Source organism: Zoogloea sp., from assembly GCF_041904905.1.
In the GTDB taxonomy this organism is placed as follows: domain Bacteria; phylum Pseudomonadota; class Gammaproteobacteria; order Burkholderiales; family Rhodocyclaceae; genus Zoogloea.
On the sequence record NZ_JAYRMI010000015.1, the window covers coordinates 1 to 18681 of the forward strand.

At 70.2% G+C, this 18681-nt stretch carries 12 protein-coding genes; 8 read left to right on the forward strand and 4 right to left on the reverse strand.

Annotation, left to right across the window (positions count from 1 at the left end):
• On the forward strand, positions 1-2093 hold a 2093-nt coding region (locus ACE3N6_RS06310), incomplete at its 5' end, for a M10 family metallopeptidase C-terminal domain-containing protein (RefSeq protein ID WP_374244342.1).
• 982 nt (positions 2094-3075) lie between these two features.
• Here the strand turns inward: ACE3N6_RS06310 and ACE3N6_RS06315 are convergent.
• From ACE3N6_RS06315 to ACE3N6_RS06330, 4 genes are all read right to left on the reverse strand, one after another.
• Positions 3076-3828, reverse strand: a complete 753-nt coding sequence (locus tag ACE3N6_RS06315; protein ID WP_374244343.1) for a PEP-CTERM sorting domain-containing protein — start codon at positions 3826-3828, stop codon at positions 3076-3078.
• 692 nt (positions 3829-4520) lie between these two features.
• Entirely contained in the window at positions 4521-6071 is a 1551-nt protein-coding gene (locus ACE3N6_RS06320) for a DUF5666 domain-containing protein (RefSeq protein ID WP_374244344.1), read from the reverse strand.
• A 46-nt stretch (positions 6072-6117) separates the two neighbouring features.
• Positions 6118-7569, reverse strand: a complete 1452-nt coding sequence (locus ACE3N6_RS06325) for a DUF5666 domain-containing protein (protein ID WP_374244345.1) — start codon at positions 7567-7569, stop codon at positions 6118-6120.
• On the reverse strand, positions 7566-8441 hold the full coding sequence (locus tag ACE3N6_RS06330) for a DUF6502 family protein (protein WP_374244346.1): 876 nt from the start codon (positions 8439-8441) through the stop codon (positions 7566-7568). Before ACE3N6_RS06330 ends, ACE3N6_RS06325 begins: the two co-directional genes overlap by 4 nt.
• A 110-nt stretch (positions 8442-8551) precedes the next feature.
• On the opposite strand from ACE3N6_RS06330, the gene ACE3N6_RS06335 reads away from it, so the two are divergent.
• The 7 genes from ACE3N6_RS06335 to ACE3N6_RS06365 all read left to right on the forward strand — a co-directional run bounded on the left by ACE3N6_RS06335 (position 8552) and on the right by ACE3N6_RS06365 (position 18667).
• Positions 8552-9745 carry a S8 family peptidase gene (locus tag ACE3N6_RS06335; protein WP_374244347.1) on the forward strand — a complete coding sequence of 398 codons (1194 nt, stop codon included), beginning with the start codon at positions 8552-8554 and terminating at the stop codon, positions 9743-9745.
• Positions 9746-9854: 109 nt separating this feature from the next.
• On the forward strand, positions 9855-11672 hold the full coding sequence (gene mutL / locus ACE3N6_RS06340) for a DNA mismatch repair endonuclease MutL (protein ID WP_374244348.1): 1818 nt from the start codon (positions 9855-9857) through the stop codon (positions 11670-11672).
• A gap of 82 nt (positions 11673-11754) precedes the next feature.
• The gene (locus ACE3N6_RS06345; protein WP_374244349.1) at positions 11755-12474 is read left to right on the forward strand and encodes a pseudouridine synthase; all 720 of its coding nucleotides are present in this window, start codon (positions 11755-11757) and stop codon (positions 12472-12474) included.
• Positions 12475-12485: 11 nt separating this feature from the next.
• Positions 12486-13679: a pseudouridine synthase gene (locus ACE3N6_RS06350; protein WP_374244350.1), complete on the forward strand. Its 1194-nt coding sequence runs from the start codon at positions 12486-12488 to the stop codon at positions 13677-13679.
• Between the two features lie 30 nt (positions 13680-13709).
• Positions 13710-14285 carry a hypothetical protein gene (locus ACE3N6_RS06355; RefSeq protein ID WP_374244351.1) on the forward strand — a complete coding sequence of 192 codons (576 nt, stop codon included), beginning with the start codon at positions 13710-13712 and terminating at the stop codon, positions 14283-14285.
• A gap of 94 nt (positions 14286-14379) precedes the next feature.
• Positions 14380-16614 carry an EAL domain-containing protein gene (locus ACE3N6_RS06360; RefSeq protein WP_374244352.1) on the forward strand — a complete coding sequence of 745 codons (2235 nt, stop codon included), beginning with the start codon at positions 14380-14382 and terminating at the stop codon, positions 16612-16614.
• 1 nt (position 16615) lies between these two features.
• Positions 16616-18667 (forward strand): extracellular solute-binding protein, encoded by a 2052-nt coding sequence (locus ACE3N6_RS06365; protein ID WP_374244353.1) that lies wholly within the window; start codon positions 16616-16618, stop codon positions 18665-18667.
• The last annotated feature ends 14 nt before the right edge of the window (positions 18668-18681 follow it).

The following is an 18681-nucleotide window of genomic DNA, read 5'->3' on the forward strand; positions in this document are numbered from 1 at the left end:
CCTTCACCCTCGGCCTCAGCAACCCCAGCGGCGCCACCCTCGGCACCGCCAGCGCCACCGCCACCATCGCCAACGACGACCAGGACATCCCCGCCAACACCGGCACCGCAGCCAGCCTCGCCATCGGCGGCACCGCCACCGGCCTGATCGACAGCCCCGACGACGTGGACTGGTGGCGCGTCAACCTCACCGCCGGCACGTCCTACGCCTTCCGCCTCGACGGCGCCGCCAGCGGCGGCATCCCCGACCCGCTCATCACCCTCTTCAACGCCAGCGGCGACGAACTCGACAGCGACGACGACAGCGGCGCCGGGCTCAACGCCTCGCTCATCTACACCCCCGACACCAGCGGCACCTACTACCTCGCTGCCGAAGCGCTGGACGGCGCCATCGGCGCCTACGTCATCGCCGCCGGGGCGGCCCCCGTGCTGCACATCAGCGCAGCCAACGCCAACCGCAGCGAAGGCAACGGCGGCACCACCCCCTTCACCTTCACCGTCACCCGCAGCGGCAACACCGACGGCGAAGTCCGCGCCGACTGGGAGGTCGAAGGCGGCACCGTCAATGAGACCGACTTCATCGAAATCTTCCTCCCCGGCGACCGCATCACCCTCGCACCCGGCGAAACCACCGCCACCATCACCGTCGACGTGCTTGGCGACGCCCTCGCCGAGATCGACGAAACCTTCAACGTCAGGCTCTCCGGCGCCCGCGGTGCGGTCATCGGCACCGCGCTTGCCAGCGGCACCATCCGCAACGACGACACCAGCGCCCCGCGCCCCGGCATCGACGTCAACCGCGCCGCCCTCACCGCCATCAGCGTCCCCGCCGCGGTGGACGACAGCATCGACAACCTCGTCAGCAGCACCAAGTGGGGCGGCGCCATCGGCACCGGCACCACCCTCACCTACAGCTTCGCCGACGACATCGCCGTCTTCAACTACGCCAACCAGCTGGGCGGCACGGTGATCCACTCGCCCTACTACGGCCTCGACAGCAGCCAGCAGCAGGCCGCCCGCGACGCCATGGCGGCCTTCTCCGCCGTGTGCAACCTCACGTTCGTCGAGGTGGACGACACCCTCACCAGCGCCGGCGACATCCGCTGGATCGAGAGCGGCGCCCCGAGCACCTCGAACATCGTCGCCTGGTCGCCGGGCAACAGCGCCAACGCCGGCGACATCTGGCTCAACACCACCGACCACTACGCCGACCCCACGGTCGGCAGCTACGACTACCTCAACCTCCTGTTCTCCATCGGCTACGCGGTCGGCCTCGTCCAGCCCCACCTCGGCTCGCCCGCCCCCGAAGCCGGCGAAGACCAGCTCAAATACTCGGTGATGAGCGCCCGCAGCTACGACGGTGCCCCGGTCACCGGCTACAGCAACGGCGTCTACCCGGTGAGCCCGATGCTCAACGACATCGCCGCCCTGCAATACCTCTACGGCGCCAACACCGGCAACCACGCCGGCGACGACGTGTATCGCTGGGGCAGCGACAACTACATCTACGACACCCTGTGGGACGCCGGCGGCAACGACACCCTCGACGCCGGCAACCAGCCCGAAGGCGTCACCTTCAACCTCAACGCCGGCAGCTGGTCGTCCATCGGCGTGCGCTTCTCCAACGGCCAGACGATGGTGCGCGACAACTTCACCATCGCCTACGGCGCCACCATCGAAAACGCCATCGGCTCCGGCTTCAACGACACCCTCGTCGGCAACGGCGCCGCCAACACGCTCACGGGTAACGCCGGGGCCGATACCCTCACCGGGGGCGCCGGGGCCGACAGCTTCGTCTTCGCCACCGCCGCCGACGGGGGCGACACGATCACCGACTTCCGCAGCGGCGACGGCGACAAGCTGGCGATCCGCGCCCCCAACTTCGGCCTCGTGGCCGGCACCGCCGCCGTGCTACGCAGCGCCGGCAGCCTGCCCGCCGCCAGCGGCAGCGGCGGTCAGTTCCTCTACAACACCGCCAACGGCCAGCTCTGGTTCGACCGGGACGGCAGCGGCGCAGGCACCGCCACCCTCCTCGCCACCCTTGCCAACCGGCCCACTCTCGGCGCCAGCGACATCCAGCTCGTCGGCGGCTGAAGGGGTAAACGCAAGCTGGCCGGGCAGTTACCCGCCCGGCCAGCTTGCAAACGTGCGCCTCATCGAACCGCCGATGCTCCGCACGCCCCCGGCGCCCCCTCTTGACCGCGCTCAGACCGAATCCCGCCGCCACCGAAGCAGCAAGGCTCCGACCCGACCCTGGGGCCAAGTCGACTGACGGGGAGGACATCCCCCTCAAAGGCGCAAAGGGCTCGTGCCCGCAGATCCGGTAATGGCGCAGCGCCGCCCGGCGCTTGCGGCCGCACGCCCGTCAGGCCCGCCCGTTGGGCCAGGATCGACTGGGGAATCGCCAGCCCCGCCCGACCGCAGATGCCTGCCTCACGGCATGGCGGCGGCGCCGGGCTCGTGGTCACCGGCGCTTGCGCGAACAACCCGGTGCCGGGCCCGGTTCAGGGCATCGCAGCGGGCGCACGCCGACTTGGCGCCGATATGGCGCGCCACAAGGAAGCGGTCAAGGATGGCGTCGGGCGTCCCGGCCACGTCCTCACCGATGCGCGCCACTTGGCAAGCGCAGACGCCGGCGGTCGACTTCGGCTCGCGGCGGATCGCGGCGGATCGCGGTATAAGGCCGTTGAAACGGCCGCGGCTCGGCCCGCCCGAAGCGCCAGCGGCTGTGCGGCGAGTGCGCGGCGCGTGGCGTGACGGGACGCACCCTGCGCGGATGGCGCCGCCCCATGTCACGACCGCCATCGGGGCATCCCCCCGATGGCGGTCGCTCAAATCATCTGGATCGCGCCGTCACCGCCCGACTATCGCCAGAGCAGCCCCGGCGCCGGGGCATCTAACCGGCCGGGACGAGGGTCCGTCCCCCGACCCGACGGCAAGCGCCCCGGGTAACGCCGGCTGGCGAAGAACCCAGCCCGCCGCTTCGGCAGCGCGAGACCGCAGACGCAGTTCCGGACAGTGCCCGGTCGCATCGGTGCGATCCCGCTACCTGGCATCGACGCAACCGACGCTGCGCTCAGGCGACGACTGCAACCGCCTTTTGTCTGCGGCGCAGGGCGGCGAAACCCAGCAGGCCGAGGCTGGCGAGGACAGCGCTGGTCGGCTCAGGCACGGCATTCGTCGCACCCACCGCGTTCAGCATGAGTTGACTTGCCCAGGGCTGGTCGATCACGGCGTAGGCGGTATCGCTGGTAATCACATGCATGTTGATGCCGATCACCTTACCGGCGCCAACCGCTTTCTCACCGATGAAATCCGTACCGTCGGCCCAGTTGGCCACGTCGTTCACACCGAAAACGGTATGGATGTTGGTGATGCGGCCGACGTCGAACCCGCCGGAGCCAGCGGGAAGCACGACATTCTTGAGTAGCGGATTGCCGGCATCGAGCACGGTCACACCGGGATACCCGGTGAAGAACTGCGGGACGCTACCGCCGTTATCGAAGATCTGCAGCGTCGGCGTCAGCCCGAAATTCCAACCGGACCAAGGCGTCAGGACCAGACGGCCGCCGCCGGTAACGTAAGCCTCCAGGGCGGTCAGGTCGGTGAAGCTGTTGCCGTAATGCACCACCGCGTCGAAGCCGGAGAGGCTGGCCGCCGTGTAGTCCGCCACCTCCATCACGATGACCCCGTTGTTCTCCAGCTGAGTCTTGAGGTTGGGGGTGTAGTAGTCGCCCTTGACGATGGCGACGGAAGTAGCCTCGACTTGGCCAGTCAAAGCGGCACTCACGGTCAGGGCTGCGATCAAGGTCTTCATGGAACGGTTCATGAGCATCACCTCTTTTTTGTTGAAATATCGTTACACGTCCCCCGTTAGCACTAACCATGCCCAGAATCTTTTCTGATTGAATAATATGAACAATACTTTTGTCATTTTTTGTAAATGTAAGAAAAGTCGACACAAATAACATTCATGAATATTTAAACCGGCTCTAGCAAAGGCGCATTTGAAGACGTCTCGCCAGAGCCTTGCTCCAGCACCGCCTCGATGACAGGCCAAATCGCAGGGAAGCACGGTTTCCGGTGAATAAACCGATGTCTAACGCCAGACAAGCACTGATCGCCGCAGGAAACGCTGTTTCAGCGCCTGAAACCTCGATTCACGCCGTGAATCGAGGTTTCTCGGACCGGAAAGACAGTTTCACGGGCTGAAACTCAGTTTCCGGTTCGCGCAACGCAGTTTCAGGCGCTGAAACTCAGTTTCACGGGCAGAAAGTCGGTTTCCGGGCGGAGAGACGACGATTCACGCTGCGGCAGTGTCTTGCGCGGGCGATGAAGCCGGTTCGCGGCCAGGCAGGCCGGTTTGGCTGCGGCAAAAGGCATGCGGCCACCGCGGAAGGGGCCGCGGCGCGGGCGGACGCACTGCGCAAAAAAAACCGGGCAGTTGCCCGCCCGGCCAAGTTGCGAATGCTCGCCTCATCGAACCGCCGGCGCTCCGTCCGGCGGTTTCGTCATCGGGTGTCAGTGCCTGCTGCTGCGATAGCTGCTCCAGGAGCGGGTGCCGGTGTTGCCGGCCTTGGCGTAGTCGTCGGCGTCCTGCTTGCCGTTTGCCGCGGCGGGGTTGCGCACCTTGCGGGCGATCAGGGTGCCGGTGGCATCCAGGTAGCCCTCCACCACCAGCGCCACGCCGTCCAGGGCGGTGGCGGCGATGCCGGCAAAGACGGTCTGATCGCTCCACTGCACCTTCTGGGTGCCAGTGCCGGTGGTGAGCACGAAGGTCCGGGCGGTGACGTCCACGGTGCCGGCGGTGCCGCTCAGGCTGCGCATGGTGTAAGCCGCGGCGGCAGGGCAGGCAAGGCGCGAGGCCAGCACCACGTCGGTGCCGCTCTGGGCGGTGGCGGTCACGTTGACGACGGTGCCCACCGCCAGGGTCACGCCGCTGCAGGTGGCGTCCACCGTGGCCGACGCCGCATCCACCGGCACGCCCCGCACCACGAAGGATTGGGGGTCGGTCAGGCTCTCGATGGCGCCCACCAGCCGCACCGTGGCCAGATCGTCGGCGGTGCTGGCCTGACGGACGCGGATGGCGGTGGCGGCGATGGTGCCGTCGCCGCCCACGGTGCCCGTCACCTGCACCCAGGCGCCGTTGGCCACGCTCGCCCCGGTGGGGGTGACGGTGGCGCTGCCGACGAGGATCTTCACCCCTTCCAGTTCGAAGCTGCCGGCCGACGCACTGTAGTTGCTCACCAGCCCACCCAGCTGGGCGGTGCCGCTGACCACGGTGTCGGCCAGGCCGGCATTGACCGCCTTGACCCGCGAGGCGGCCAGGCTGAGGGTGCCGCCGCTGACGGTGAGGGCGTTGGCGGGGCCCCACACCACCACCGTCTGGTCGTTGGCGAGGGTGGCGGTGGAGGGCGACAGGGTGGCCGCGGCGTAGGAGACGGTGAGCCCGTTGATGGTGAAGGTCCTGGCGGCGCTGTCGAGGCCCGCCAGCTTGCCCATCACCCGCACTGCGGTTTTCGCGATCTGATTGGCGATGAGGGTGGAATTCTCGAAGTAGCCGCCTGCCGCGCTGTCGTACACGGCGCTGCCGTGCACCTCCACGATGTCGCCGGCGGCGATGTCGGCAAAACCGGCGTAGCCGCCGCCGAAGCGGGTGACCGCGCCGGCGGTGGCGTCGGTGTTGGCCTTCACGGCCTGACCGGCCACGGTGAGGGTGAGGGCCGCGGTGTCGATGCTGCCGGCGGCCACCGTGCCGATCACCGCCGCATCGACGGTGACCACCGACGCAGTGCCGCTGCCGTCGTGGGCCACGCGCACCCGCTGGCCCAGCTCGAGGGCCACGGCGGAGTAGCTGCCGTCGGGGTTCTCGACGCGGGTGGCGGCCTTGGCGTCCTCCAGCTCCACGCCGTCGACGAAGACGCTGCCGAAGCCAGTCACCGTGCCGCTGGCGGATTGGACGGTGCCAGCGTCGGCGGTGCCGGAGGAAGTGCCGCCGCCACCGCAGGCGGCCAGCAGCAGGCTGACAAGGAGGGCCGTGGCGGCGTGGGGGCGGATCGTCTGGAATTTCATGGAATGCTCCTGAGCGGTCAATTGAGGGTGCAGGCCAGGGCGGGGCTCAATCGGCCGCCCGGACCTTGCTCAATCGCAACGTGTTGCTGCCTTTGTCCATCACACCCTCAACCTCGACCCGCAGGCCGATCGGCAGACTGGCGGGGTGCTGTTCGAAATAGGTCTTGTCGTCCCACACCGCGACGAGGTGCTGGCCGGTGGCGCTGACCAGCAGGCGCAGGCTGCGCCCGGCGGTGTCGATGGCGGCCAGGGTGCCGGTGTAGTCGGCGGTGGGCGCGCCGGTGAAGGCGGTACTGCAGCTCACCGAGGCGGCGGTTACCGCCGCGCCGCTGCCGGTGGTACTGCCGCGCACCTCAACCAGCACGTCGGCGCTGACCGCCACGCTGCGGCAGACGGGGGCAATCGCCCCGGCGCTGGCCTGGATGGGGGTGCCGCGGAGCACGAAGCTCACCGTCGGGGCGGTCCAGTCCACCCCGCGGGTCACGCCCTTCACCTCGACGGTGCGGCCCAGGTCGCTGCCGCTGCTGCGCTGGCTCACCGCGCTGGCCAGCGGCGTCGCGCCGCCCCGGGACAGGCTCACGGTGACGAAGCCGCCCCGCGCCAAGGCGTCTTCATCCACCGTCACCCCGTCGGCGAGCTTCACCTTCACGCCCTGCACCTCCACCGTGCGGCCCACCGGGTCGTAGTGGGAGGCCAGGCCGCTCACGCTCACGCTGGCGTTGCCGGCCAGATCGGCGGCCACACTGTCGGCGGCCACCCGCAGGGCCAGCACCGGCGACACCGCCAGCGCCGAGCGATTGGCCCACACCCGCACCACGTCGCCCACCGCCAGAGTGGGCAGACTGGCGGCGCGCACCGGGGTGCCGCTGGCCGAATTGAGGCGGATCGTCGTGCCGTCGATGGCGGTCACCACGCCGCCGAGCTGAACCGGGTCGGGCCGGTCGGCGCGTTTCTCGATGCGCGTGGCCACCAGCACGTTGGTGGCGGTGGCGCTGTCGTAAGCCCAGGCGCCGTGCACCTCCACCTCGTCGCCGGCGGCGATGGCGGCCACGCCGCTGTAGCCGTCGAGCACCGTGGGGCTGCTCTGGGTGAGGTCGCCGGAGCCGGTCACCACGCGCACCCGCTGCCCCAGCACCGCGAGCACGCCACCGGCGCCCGGCGCGGCCGTCACCGGGCCGACGAGCTGGGCCTGCACCTCGATCCGGGTGGCCACCCGGCCGCCGGCGTACTGCACCCGCACCCGCTGGCCAAGCTTCACCGCGGTATTGGCGCGGGCGCCGTCGGCGCCTTCGGCCTCGCGGGTGGCGGCGGTGTCGTCGTATTCCACGCCGTCCACGATCACCGACCCGAAGCCGGTGACCGAGCCGGACGCAACCCCGCTGCCACCGCTGCCCACGCCGGCCACGTCAACGGAATCGCCCCCTCCGCAGGCGGCCAGCGCGAGGGCGGTGAGGGTTGCCAGCAGGCGGCGGGCGACGGAGGAGAGCAGGCTTGTCATCGGGGGGAATCCTCGGGGTCGGGGGCGCCCGCGGGGGGCGTTGCGCCTTCCATCGGCGCCGAATAGCAGAACATGCCCAGGCGGATGCGCCGGTCGCCGCCGGCGGGCTCATCCTGCTCGCACAGGGGCACGGCGGCCTTCACCATCGTCTCCAGCACCTCGTGCCACAGGCGGGTGGCCAGCAGCTCCAGCGCCCGGGCCGACTCGGCCGATAGGCCGTCGGCAAACACGCTCTGCTCGAGAAACTGCCGGGCCTCGCCGCCGGTGAGGTTGTGCACGCCGGCCGCCAGGTGATCGGCCACGCTGCCCGCCAGCAGGCCGCGGGTCTCCTCGTGGTGGGCATCCGGCACGAAAGCCTGACGGCGCAGGGTCGCCACGCCATCCGCCTCCTCCGCCATGCCCAGCCGGATCAACTCCTGCAGCACCGAGCGAGGATGCAGATCGGTGCTCACCGAGCGAGCCAGGGCCTCGAAGGACGGCGCCGGCCCGGTCACCGGCAGGGTCTCGGGCAGCTCGCCGGCGAGCCAGCGGGTCGCCACCTGACTGGCCGGGGTGGGCTTGCCCAGGCGAGCGGTCGGATCGGGCTCGGCAAGGGTCGGCGCCAGGGCCCGCACATCCTTGCGGTGCAGCCCCGACAGCAGGCTGAGGGCCGAATCGGTGGGGCGCACGCCGGTCCGCGCCGCCTCGGCCACCGCCGCCTTCAGGAACACCGGCTTGAGCGCCGCGGCGAACTCCCCATGGCCCACGCCGGAACGCACCAGCCAGGTGGCCAGCGACTGCATCACCACCAGGGCGTGGGGCAACACCGGCGCGACGGTGCCGGCGCCGGGCGCTGAAGAAGGCGGAGAGGGGAGAGGGACTGGCTCATCCATGAATTTCAGTATACATGGGAAATTTTCCCATTTAAAGTAAAGTTATCTGACGGTTGTTCACACCCCGGGCGATCGTCGAAAAAACCTTTCAATCACCAGGAGAACCCGCAATGAAACTGCGTCCCATGCCCTGCCTGCTCATTCTTGCCTGCGCCGCCCCCGTCGCCCAGGCGCAGACCGCCAAGCCCTACATCGTCCAGTTCAACGATTCGGCCGTTCAGGCGCCGGTGCGCAAGGCCGTCCAGGACACCCGCCGCACCGCCGACCCCCACGGCTGGGGCTACGTGGACGACCGGGTGATGGAGCGCACCCAGACCACCGAGAGCAAGTACGGCATCAAGGCCCAGCACGCCTTCAGCCAGGTGCTCAAGGGCTTCTCCGCCCGGCTCACCGACGCCCAGGTGGCGCTGCTGAAAGCCGACCCCAGCGTGATGGCCATCGAGGAAGACAAGCCGATGAGCATCAACGGCCAGAGCACGCCGTGGGGCGTCGCCACCACCCGCGCGACGCTCTCCTCCACCCTCGCTGGCGACGGCAGCGGCACGGTGAGCGGCGTGAACGTCTACGTGATCGACACCGGCATCGCCACCCACGCCGACCTCAACCTGGTGCGCCACATCAACTTCGCGGGCGACCGCAAGAACACCGACTGCAACGGCCACGGCACCCACGTCGCCGGCACCATCGGCGCCCGGGACGACAGCGGCTCGGTGGTGGGCATGGCCCCGGGCGTGGCCCTCACCGGCGTCAAGGTGCTCGACTGCACCGGCGCCGGCAGCACCTCGAGCGTCATCAAGGGGGTGGACTGGGTCACCGCCAACGCGGTGAAGCCCGCCGTGGCCAACCTGAGCCTGGGCGGCGCAACCAGCACCATGCTCGACAACGCCATCGTCAAATCGGTGAACGCCGGCGTGGTGTACGCCATCGCCGCCGGCAACAGCGCCACCGACGCCTGCAACACCTCGCCCGCCCGCGTCGGCAAGACCCTCGCCGGGGCGATCACCGTCGCCGCCACCGACAGCGCCGACGGCGAAGCCTCGTTCAGCAACTACGGCAGCTGCGTGGATACCTGGGCGCCCGGCGTCGGTGTGCTGTCCACCTACCTGAGCGGCGGCGTCGCCACCGCCTCGGGCACCTCGATGGCCAGCCCCCACGCCGCCGGCGCCGCCGCGCTCTACCTGAGCCGCTACGGCAAGATCGCCCCCGCCGCGGTGGAGACCGCCATCAAGGGCAGCGCCGTGGTGCCGGGCACCGTGAGCAAGGGCGGCCAGCCCATCACCCGGCTCGACGTGCTGCCGTTCTGACCGGCCGCCGATTCCGCCCCGCGTCGCCAGCGCCCCGCCACCGCAAGGTGGGCGGGGCGTTTTTTCGTCCAGCGGCTACAATCCGCCCCTGCCGAACAGGAAGCCCCCGATGCCCATCCACCGCCTCTCCGACCACCTCATCAACCAGATCGCCGCCGGCGAGGTGGTCGAACGCCCCGCCTCGGTGCTCAAGGAAGTGCTCGAGAACGCCATGGACGCCGGCTCCACCGTGGTGGACGTGCAGCTCGAACAGGGCGGCGTGCGGCGCATCCGGGTGGCCGACGACGGCTGCGGCATTCCGAAGGACGAGCTGCCCCTGGCGCTCGAACGCCACGCCACCAGCAAGATCGCCAGCCTCGACGACCTGGAGCACGTGGGCACCATGGGCTTCCGCGGCGAGGCCCTGGCCGCCATCGCGGCGGTGTCGCGGATGAGCATCACCAGCCGCTTCGAGGGCGCCGGCCACGCCTGGCGCATCGACGCCGACCCGCGCGAGCTTTCCCCCGCCGCCCTCAACCACGGCACCGTGGTGGACGTGGCCGACCTGTATTTCAACACCCCGGCCCGGCGCAAGTTCTTGAAGAGCGAAGGCACCGAGTTCGCCCACTGCGACGACGTGTTCCGCCGCGTCGCCCTGGCCCGCCCCGACGTGGCGATGCAGCTCACTCACAACGGCCGGGTGAGCCTGCGCCTCGCCGCCGGCCGCCGCGAGGCCCGCGTCCGCGCGCTCTTGGGCGACGATTTCGTCGGCGCCGCCCGCAGCATCGAGGCCGAATCGGGCCTGCTGCGCCTCACCGGCTTCGCCAGCCTGCCGGCGTATTCCCGCAGCAGCCGCGACGCCCAGTTCTTCTACGTGAACGGCCGCTTCGTGCGGGACAAGCTCGTCACCCACGCCATCCGCGAGGCCTACGCCGACATCCTCCACGGCAGCCGCCACCCGGCCTACGTGCTGTTCCTGGATCTCGACCCCTTTGGCGTGGACGTCAACGTCCACCCCGCCAAGATCGAGGTGCGCTTCCGGGATTCCCGCGCGGTGCACCAGTTCGTCTACCACGCCCTCAATCGCGCGCTGGCCGCCTCCGGCGCCGCCCAGGCCGGCGAATCCACCGCCCTCGGCGACATCCCGCAGGCCCAGCCCCCGGCAGCCGGGCAAACCGCCCAGCACTTCCCGCCGCCCCAGCAGGGTCGGCTGGCGATGGAGCCGGCGTCCCGCGCGTATTTCGACTTCGCCGCCTCGGCCCGCCCCGCCGACGCCCCGGCCCCCGGCTTTGCCGCCACCGCCTTCGCCCCGCGCTCCGGCCCGGCCACATCGCCTGCCCCGGCCCCGATGCCCGCCGGCGACCTCGCCCCGCCCCTCGGCTACGCGGTCGCCCAGCTCCACGGCGTGTACATCCTGGCCCAGAACGAAACCGGCCTCATCGTTGTGGACATGCACGCCGCCCACGAGCGCATCCTCTACGAACGCCTCAAGACCGTCCTCGACGGCACCCCCGGCGTCCAGCGCCTGCTGATCCCTGCCGTCTTCGGGGTGAGCGCCAAGGACATCGCCACCGCCGAAGAGCACGCCGAACTGCTGGAGCGCATGGGCTTCGAGATCGGCCCCGCCGGCCCCACCGAACTCGCCGTGCGCAGCGTGCCCGCCCTCCTCGCCCGCGCCCCGGTGGCCGAACTGCTGCGGGCGCTGCTCGCCGAGCTGCGCGACTACCCCGCCACCGAAGTCGTCACCGCCCGCCGCAACGAGCTGCTCGCCACCATGGCCTGCCACGGCGCGGTGCGCGCCAACCGCAACCTCACCGTGCCCGAAATGAACGCCCTGCTGCGCGAAATGGAAGCCACCGACCGCGCCGACCAATGCAACCACGGCCGCCCCACCTGGACCCAGCTCTCCATGGCCGACCTGGACAAACTGTTCCTGCGGGGTCGCTGAAACACCCGTTGAGGCATCCGCGGTTGCCCTCACCCGCCGGGGCGGCGACAATATCGGGTTGATCCTGAATTCCGCTCTTCCCGTGAAACTCGAACGCATCCTCCAGAACCAGGGCTTCGGCAGCCGCCGCCAGTGCCGGCAACTCGTCGAAATCGGCGAAGTCCGCATCAACGGCGAAATCGTCGACGATCCGGGCGCCGAAATCCCCACCGCCGGCCTCGTCTTCGAGGTCGAGGGCGAAGCCTGGACCTACCGCGAGAAGACCTACCTCGCCCTCTACAAGCCCGCCGGTTTCGAGTGCTCCCACGAGCCCAAGCACCACCGGGGCGTGTATTCGCTGCTGCCCCACCCGCTCGTGGTGCGCAACGTGCAAAGCGTCGGCCGGCTCGACGTGGATACCACCGGCCTGCTGCTGTTCTCCGACGACGGCGCCTTCATCCACAACCTGTCGTCCCCCAAGAAGCACGTACCCAAGATCTACCGCGCCGAACTGGCCGAAGACGGCACCGACGCCCTCGTCGAGCGCCTGCTGGCCGGCGTCAGCCTGATCGACGAACCCCAGCCGGTGAGGGCCCTCAGCGCCCGCCTGCTCGCGCCACGCACCCTCGAAATGTCCATCGACCTGGGCAAGTACCACGTCGTCAAGCGCATGATCGCCGCCGCCGGCAACCATGTGGACACGCTCCACCGCCACGGCTTCGGCGGCCTCGCCCTGGGCGAAGGCGTCCTCGCCGGCCTGGCCGAAGGCGAATGGGTCTACCTCGAAGCGGCCGACCTCCAACAACTGCACCCCGCTGCCTGAAAGGGCCCGCCATGACCGACACGCCCCGCCGCCGCCCGCCCCTGCCCACCACCGCAGGCACGCTCAAGCTCAAGCCGCGCACCGCCGCACCCGCCACCCACAGCGCCGACGCCGATCCCGCCCCCGCCAAACGCGGCGGCGGCAACGACTGGCGCAAGCGCAGCAAGGCCTCCTACCCCGATCAAGCCAACGCCGAGGCGCCCCGCCGTACCCGCGCCGACGACGCCCGCCCGCCCCGCGCCGGCGACGACCGGCCCCAGCGCCCCTACGGCGACAAGCCCCGCGGCTTCGGCGAGCGCCCGCCCCGGCGCGACGACGACCGCCCCGCCCGCCCCTACGGCGAGCGCAGCGTTGACGACCGCGGCCCGCACCGCGACGCCGAGCGCCCGGCCACCGAGCGCCCGCCCCGCCACGAACGCAAACCCTGGACCGGCGAACCGCGAACCGCGCCCCAGCCTTCGCCGCTGCGCGACGACGGCTCGATCCGCCTCTCCAAGCGCATGACCGAGCTGGGCCTGTGCTCCCGCCGTGAGGCCGACGAGTACATCGAGAAGGGCTGGGTGCGCGTGGATGGCCGGGTGGTGAGCGAGCTGGGCTCGCGGGTGCATCCGGGCCAGCTTGTCGAACTCGACCGCCGCGGCCAGACCGCCCAGGAGCGCCGGGTCACCATCCTCCTCAACAAACCGGTGGGCTACGTCTCCGGCCAGGCCGAAGACGGCTACCAACCGGCCAGCGTGCTCATCGCCGCCGAGAACCGCTGGGCCGAAGACCCCTCCGAAACCCGCTACCTCAACAGCCACCACCGGGGGCTCGCCCCGGCCGGCCGGCTCGACATCGACTCCATCGGCCTCCTGGTCTTCACCCAGGACGGGCGCGTGGCCCGGGCGCTCATCGGCGACGACTCCAGCATCGAGAAGGAGTACCACGTGCGGGTCGAAGGCACGCTGTCGGACGAGGGCCTCAAGCTGCTCAACCACGGCCTGTCCCTCGACGGCGAAGCCCTGCGCCCGGCCAAAGTCAGCTGGCTCAACGAAGACCAGCTGCGCTTCGTGCTGCGCGAAGGCAAGAAGCGCCAGATCCGCCGCATGTGCGAGCTCGTCGGCCTGAAGGTGGTGGGGCTCAAGCGGGTGCGCATCGGCCGGGTGATGCTGGGCCACCTGCCCCCGGGCCAATGGCGCTATCTCGGCGCCGACGAAGTGTTTTAAGCTGGACGCCCCGATCTCCCGCCAACCCCCATGACTCCTCGCATCCTCTTCAGGCGGGCGGTGTGCATGCTCGCCCTCGGCCTTGCCGCCGCGGGCGCCGGCGCCGAAGAAAAGCGCTACGAAGGCATGCTGCTGCCCGAAGACTTCGCCGGGCCGATCACCGTCACCATCGAGCTGCGCGATCTCCACGGCGTGCTGGTCGGCCGGGTCAAGGCAAGCCCGCCGATCTCCGCGGTGGGCCAGATCAGCTCCGGCGAGATGAACGGCGACAAGTGCGACTTCACCGTGCCCTTCACCTCCTCAACCGTGCTGCGCTTCGTCGGCAACTGCTCGACCAACATGTTCGAGGGCCGCTACACCCAGGCCGGCCGGCGCGACGCCAGCTCGCGGGGCACCTTCCGGCTGATGCGCAAGGAACCCGAGAAGGACGAGGAGAACCGCGAAACCCCGCGCCCCACCCTGGCCGTCGGCACCCTCACCGAGTGCATCAACGCCAACACCCGCTGCCTCGGCGCCTGCCCCAAGGGCGACTACAACACCGAGTTCCTGTGCTCGAACCGCTGCCGCAGCAAATACAAGGCCTGCAAGAAGGCGCTCAGCCCATAATGGTAAAATTCAGTAAAATTACCTAAACACCAAAATCGCCTCCGCATCGGCTTGCGCACCGCCGCGCTGGCCACGGCGGCCGCCGGGAGAGCCCATGGTCGAGGAACGCGATGAAATCCTGTTCTGCAGCGACGAGGAAGATCGCCTCGACGCCCAACCCGGCTGGAAGGTGCTGATCGTCGACGACGAAGAAGACGTGCATCAGTCCACCGTCTTCGCCCTGCGCGGCCTCTCCATCGCCGGCCGGCCCCTCGATTTCCTCCACGCCCACAGCGCCGCCGAAGCCCGGCGCCTCCTCGCCGCCCACACCGACATCGCGGTGATCCTCCTCGACGTGGTGATGGAGCAGGTCAACGCCGGGCTCGAGCTGGTCCGCCACATCCGCGACGAACTCGGCCAGCAGGAGATCCGCATCGTCCTGCGCACCGGTCAGCCGGGCTACGCGCCCGAGATGGAGGTGGTCCGCGACTACGACATCAACGACTACAAGACCAAGTCCGAACTCACCCGCATCAAGCTCTACACCACCCTCACCGCGGCGATCCGCTCCTACAACCAGCTCCACATCATCGCGGCCAGCCGCCGGGGGCTGGATCTCATCGTCCAGGGCAGCGCCCGGCTGATGGCGGAGCGCGGGCTGAGCGACTTCGCCGCCGGCGTCATCACCCAGATCACCGGCCTGCTGGGCCTGCCGCCCGAGGGGCTCATCATCACCAGCCGCCAGGACAGCGGCCCGATCGACGCCGCCAGCCTGCGGGTGGTGGCCGCCGCCGGGCGCTACCGCGGGCTCCTCAACCAGCCCCTCGACCGGCTGGCCGATGGCGAGGTGCGGTCGATGCTCCTCAAGAGCCTCTCCGACGAGACCAGCCTGTTCAACGGCACCCGCACCGTGCTGCTGCTGGGCGGGCGCTCCGGCATGATGATGGCCGCCTACCTCGACACCGACGCGCCCCCCAGCCCCACCGACCGGCAACTGATCGACGTCTTCTGCACCAACATGGCGGTGTGCCTGGACAACCTCGACCTGCTCGCCCAGCTCAACGCCTCGGCCTTCGTCGACCCGCAGCTGCGCCTGCCCAACCGCACCCGGCTGGTTCAGGAGATCGACCACCGCCGACGCCAGGGCGGCGACGACGAGCTGCTGATCCTGCTCAACCTCGACCACTTCTCCGAGACCAACGAGGCCCTCGGCCACCCCTACGGCGACCGCATCCTGCGGGCGGTGGCCGACCGCCTGCGCGAGCGCTGCGCCCGCCAGGTGATGGTGGCCCGGGTGCACGGCGACACCTTCGGCCTGCTGGGGCCCCGGGCGCTGCTCAACCCCGACGAAATCGCCAGGCTCTTCGACGAACCCTTCGAGATCGACCTCACCGAGCAGATGCTCTCCGCCAGCCAGGGCTGCGTGCCGCTCGGCGAGGTGCCCGGCGACGGCGCGGACACCGTCAAGAACGCCGCCATCGCCCTCAAGCGGGCCAAGGCCAGCGGCAGCGGCAGCTACTGCTTCTACGACCGGGAGATGGGCACCGAGGTCCAGGAACGCGTGCGCCTGCTGCGCAACCTGCGCAGCGCCGTCCAGCACGACCGCCTGTTCCTGTGCTACCAGCCCCAGATCGATCTGGCCGACGGGCGCATCGTGGGCGCCGAAGCCCTGCTGCGCTGGAAGGCCGAAAGCGGCGAGCCGATCCCCCCCGACCGCTTCATCGCCATCGCCGAATACTCCGGCCTCATCGTCGACATCGGCCAGTGGGTGCTGCGCAATGCCTGCCACCGGCAGATCGCCCTCACCCAGGCCGGCTTCGGCGGCTTCCGGATGGCGGTCAACGTCTCCCTGGCCCAGTTCCGCCACCCGCGCTTTCTCGAAACCCTGCGCACCGCCATCGCCGACACCGGCATCGACCCGGCCCTGCTCGAACTCGAGATCACCGAATCCATGGCGATGCTCGAACCCGACCACGTCACCGGCGTCATCCGCGACGTGAAGTCGCTGGGGGTGGGCGTGGCGGTGGATGACTTCGGCACCGGCTTCTCGTCCCTGTCCTACCTCCAGCAGCTCGACGTGGACCGCCTCAAGATCGACCGGGGCTTCATCCACGGCATGCGCACCGCCGACCGGGTAGGCGGCAGCATCGCCCAGACCGTCATCCAGCTCGGCCACAACCTCGGCCTCAAGGTGATCGCCGAAGGCGTCGAAACCCAGGCCCAGGCCGACGCGCTGCGCGCCCTGGGCTGCCACGAAGCCCAGGGCTTCCTGTTTGCCCGGCCGATGGAAAGCGCCGCGCTGGCCACCTGGCTCGCCGCTCGCCAGGGCCCGCGCCCGCTCGCCCACTGAGATGCGCGCCGTCATCCGCCTGCTGCTCCGCTTCGGCGCCGCCCTGGCGCTGGCCGGCGCGGCCCCCACGGCCGCCCTCGCCCTCGACATCGTCCGGCTCGCGGCGGTCGAGCGCGAACCCTACGCCGGCGCCGCATTGCCCGATCAGGGCTACGTGCCCGAAGTGGCCCGGGCCGCCTTCGCCCGCAGCGGCTATCGGGTCCAGACCGCCTTCTACCCCCCCGACCGTGCCCGCCATCTGGCCGAAGCCGGCGAGGTGGACGGCTGGATGCCGGTGCACGCCGACCCGGCGCTACAAGCCGGCTTCGTGCTCTCCGCCCCCCTGCCGGGGGATCAGCTGGGGCTGCTCAAGCGCAAGGAGTCGCCCATCCGCCTGCCCGCCGACGCCGCCCGACGCCCCGCCGTCGCCCTCGACGCCCTCGCCGGCCTGCGCGTCGGCATCGCCCGCGGCAGCATCTCCGGCCCCGCCGCCGCCGCCGTCGCCCCCCTGCGCACCGAGCGGGTCGCCCTCGACGTGCAGAACCTCGACAAGCTCGCCAACGGCCGGATCGATCTCGCGCTCATCGACAAATACCTCGCCGCCGACCTGATGGCCCTCCAGCGCCCCCAGTACATCGGCAAGCTGGAGTTCCTCGCCCCGGTGCTGTTCCAGAGCAGCTTCCACCTCGCCTTCCCGGTGGGCAACGCCCGCCACGCCGAACTTCAGCGCGCCTTCGATGCCGGGCTGAAAGCCCTCGAGAAAGACGGCAGCCTGGGCCGCATCCTCGCCCGGCACGGGCTGGCGGCGCCGGCCGAAGCCCGGGGCAAGGGCGTCCGGCTCACCATCGGCACCGTCAACAACCCCGACATGCAGGTCATGCAGCGCCTGTCCCGCCAGTTCGAGAAAACCCACCCGGGCATCGAACTCGAATGGCGGGTGCTTGAAGAGAACATCCTGCGCCGGCGCACCCTCAGCGACCTGGCCATCGGCGACGGCCAGTTCGACGTCATCACCATCGGTCCCAACGAGGCCCAGACCTGGCGCACCGGCTGGCTCACCCCCATCGCCGGGCTGCCCGCAAGCTACGACCTGGACGACATCCTCCCCAGCGTCCGCCAGCAGCTCACCGTCAACAACACGCTCTACGCCCTGCCCTTCTACGCCGAAAGCTCGATGACCTACTACCGGGCCGATCTCTTCCGTCAGGCCGGGCTGGTGATGCCGGCGCGGCCCACGGTCAAGGACATCCAGCACTTCGCCCGCCAGCTCCACCGCCCCGAGCGGCAGCAGTACGGCATCTGCCTGCGCGGCCGCCCCGGCTGGGGCGAGAACGTCGCCATCGTCGGCACCCTCGCCAACACCTTCGGCGGGCGCTGGTTCCGCCCCGACTGGACGCCCGAGCTGGACTCCCCGGAATGGGTCCGGGCGGTCGGCTGGTATCTCGACATGCTCCGCCACTACGGCCCGCCCAACCCCGAGCGCAACGGCTTCAACGAGAACCTCCGGCTCTTTGCCGACGGCCACTGCGCCATCTGGATCGACGCCACCGTCGCCGCCGGCAGCCTCTACAACCCCAAGGAATCCCGGGTCGCCGACGCCCTGGGCTACGCCGCCGCCCCGGTCGCCGTCACCGTCAAGGGCGCCCACTGGCTGTGGACCTGGGCGCTCGCGATCCCCGCCTCCACCGCCAGACGACAGGCCGCGCTGGAGTTCATCGCCTGGGCCACCTCGAAGGATTACATCCGCCTCGCGGCTGCCGAGCAGGGCTGGGTGTCGGCACCGCCGGGCACCCGCCGCTCCACCTACGACAACCCCGCCTACAAGGCCGCCGCCCCGTTCTCGGGCTTCGTGCTGGAGGCCCTCACCAGCGCCGACCCGCGCAACCCCACCCTCCGCGCCGTGCCCTACACCGGCATCCAGGTGCTCTCGATTCCCGAGTTCCCCGCCATCGGCAACCTCGTCGGCCAGGAGATCGCCCAGGCCCTCACCAGCGGCCAGAGCGCCGAACAAGCCCTACGCCGGGCCCAGAGCCGCACCGTCAAGCAGATGCGCGACGCCGGCTACCAGCCCTGAGCGCCGGCCGCCGC

Bases quoted from the DNA above. Each gene is read 5' to 3' on its own strand.
- ACE3N6_RS06315 (WP_374244343.1), bottom strand. From the start codon at position 3,828: ATGAACCGTTCCATGAAGACCTTGATCGCAGCCCTGACCGTGAGTGCC.
- ACE3N6_RS06320 (WP_374244344.1), bottom strand. From the start codon at position 6,071: ATGAAATTCCAGACGATCCGCCCCCACGCCGCCACGGCCCTCCTTGTC.
- ACE3N6_RS06325 (WP_374244345.1), bottom strand. From the start codon at position 7,569: ATGACAAGCCTGCTCTCCTCCGTCGCCCGCCGCCTGCTGGCAACCCTC.
- ACE3N6_RS06330 (WP_374244346.1), bottom strand. From the start codon at position 8,441: ATGGATGAGCCAGTCCCTCTCCCCTCTCCGCCTTCTTCAGCGCCCGGC.
- ACE3N6_RS06335 (WP_374244347.1), top strand. From the start codon at position 8,552: ATGAAACTGCGTCCCATGCCCTGCCTGCTCATTCTTGCCTGCGCCGCC.
- mutL (WP_374244348.1), top strand. From the start codon at position 9,855: ATGCCCATCCACCGCCTCTCCGACCACCTCATCAACCAGATCGCCGCC.
- ACE3N6_RS06350 (WP_374244350.1), top strand. From the start codon at position 12,486: ATGACCGACACGCCCCGCCGCCGCCCGCCCCTGCCCACCACCGCAGGC.
- ACE3N6_RS06355 (WP_374244351.1), top strand. From the start codon at position 13,710: ATGACTCCTCGCATCCTCTTCAGGCGGGCGGTGTGCATGCTCGCCCTC.
- ACE3N6_RS06360 (WP_374244352.1), top strand. From the start codon at position 14,380: ATGGTCGAGGAACGCGATGAAATCCTGTTCTGCAGCGACGAGGAAGAT.
- ACE3N6_RS06365 (WP_374244353.1), top strand. From the start codon at position 16,616: ATGCGCGCCGTCATCCGCCTGCTGCTCCGCTTCGGCGCCGCCCTGGCG.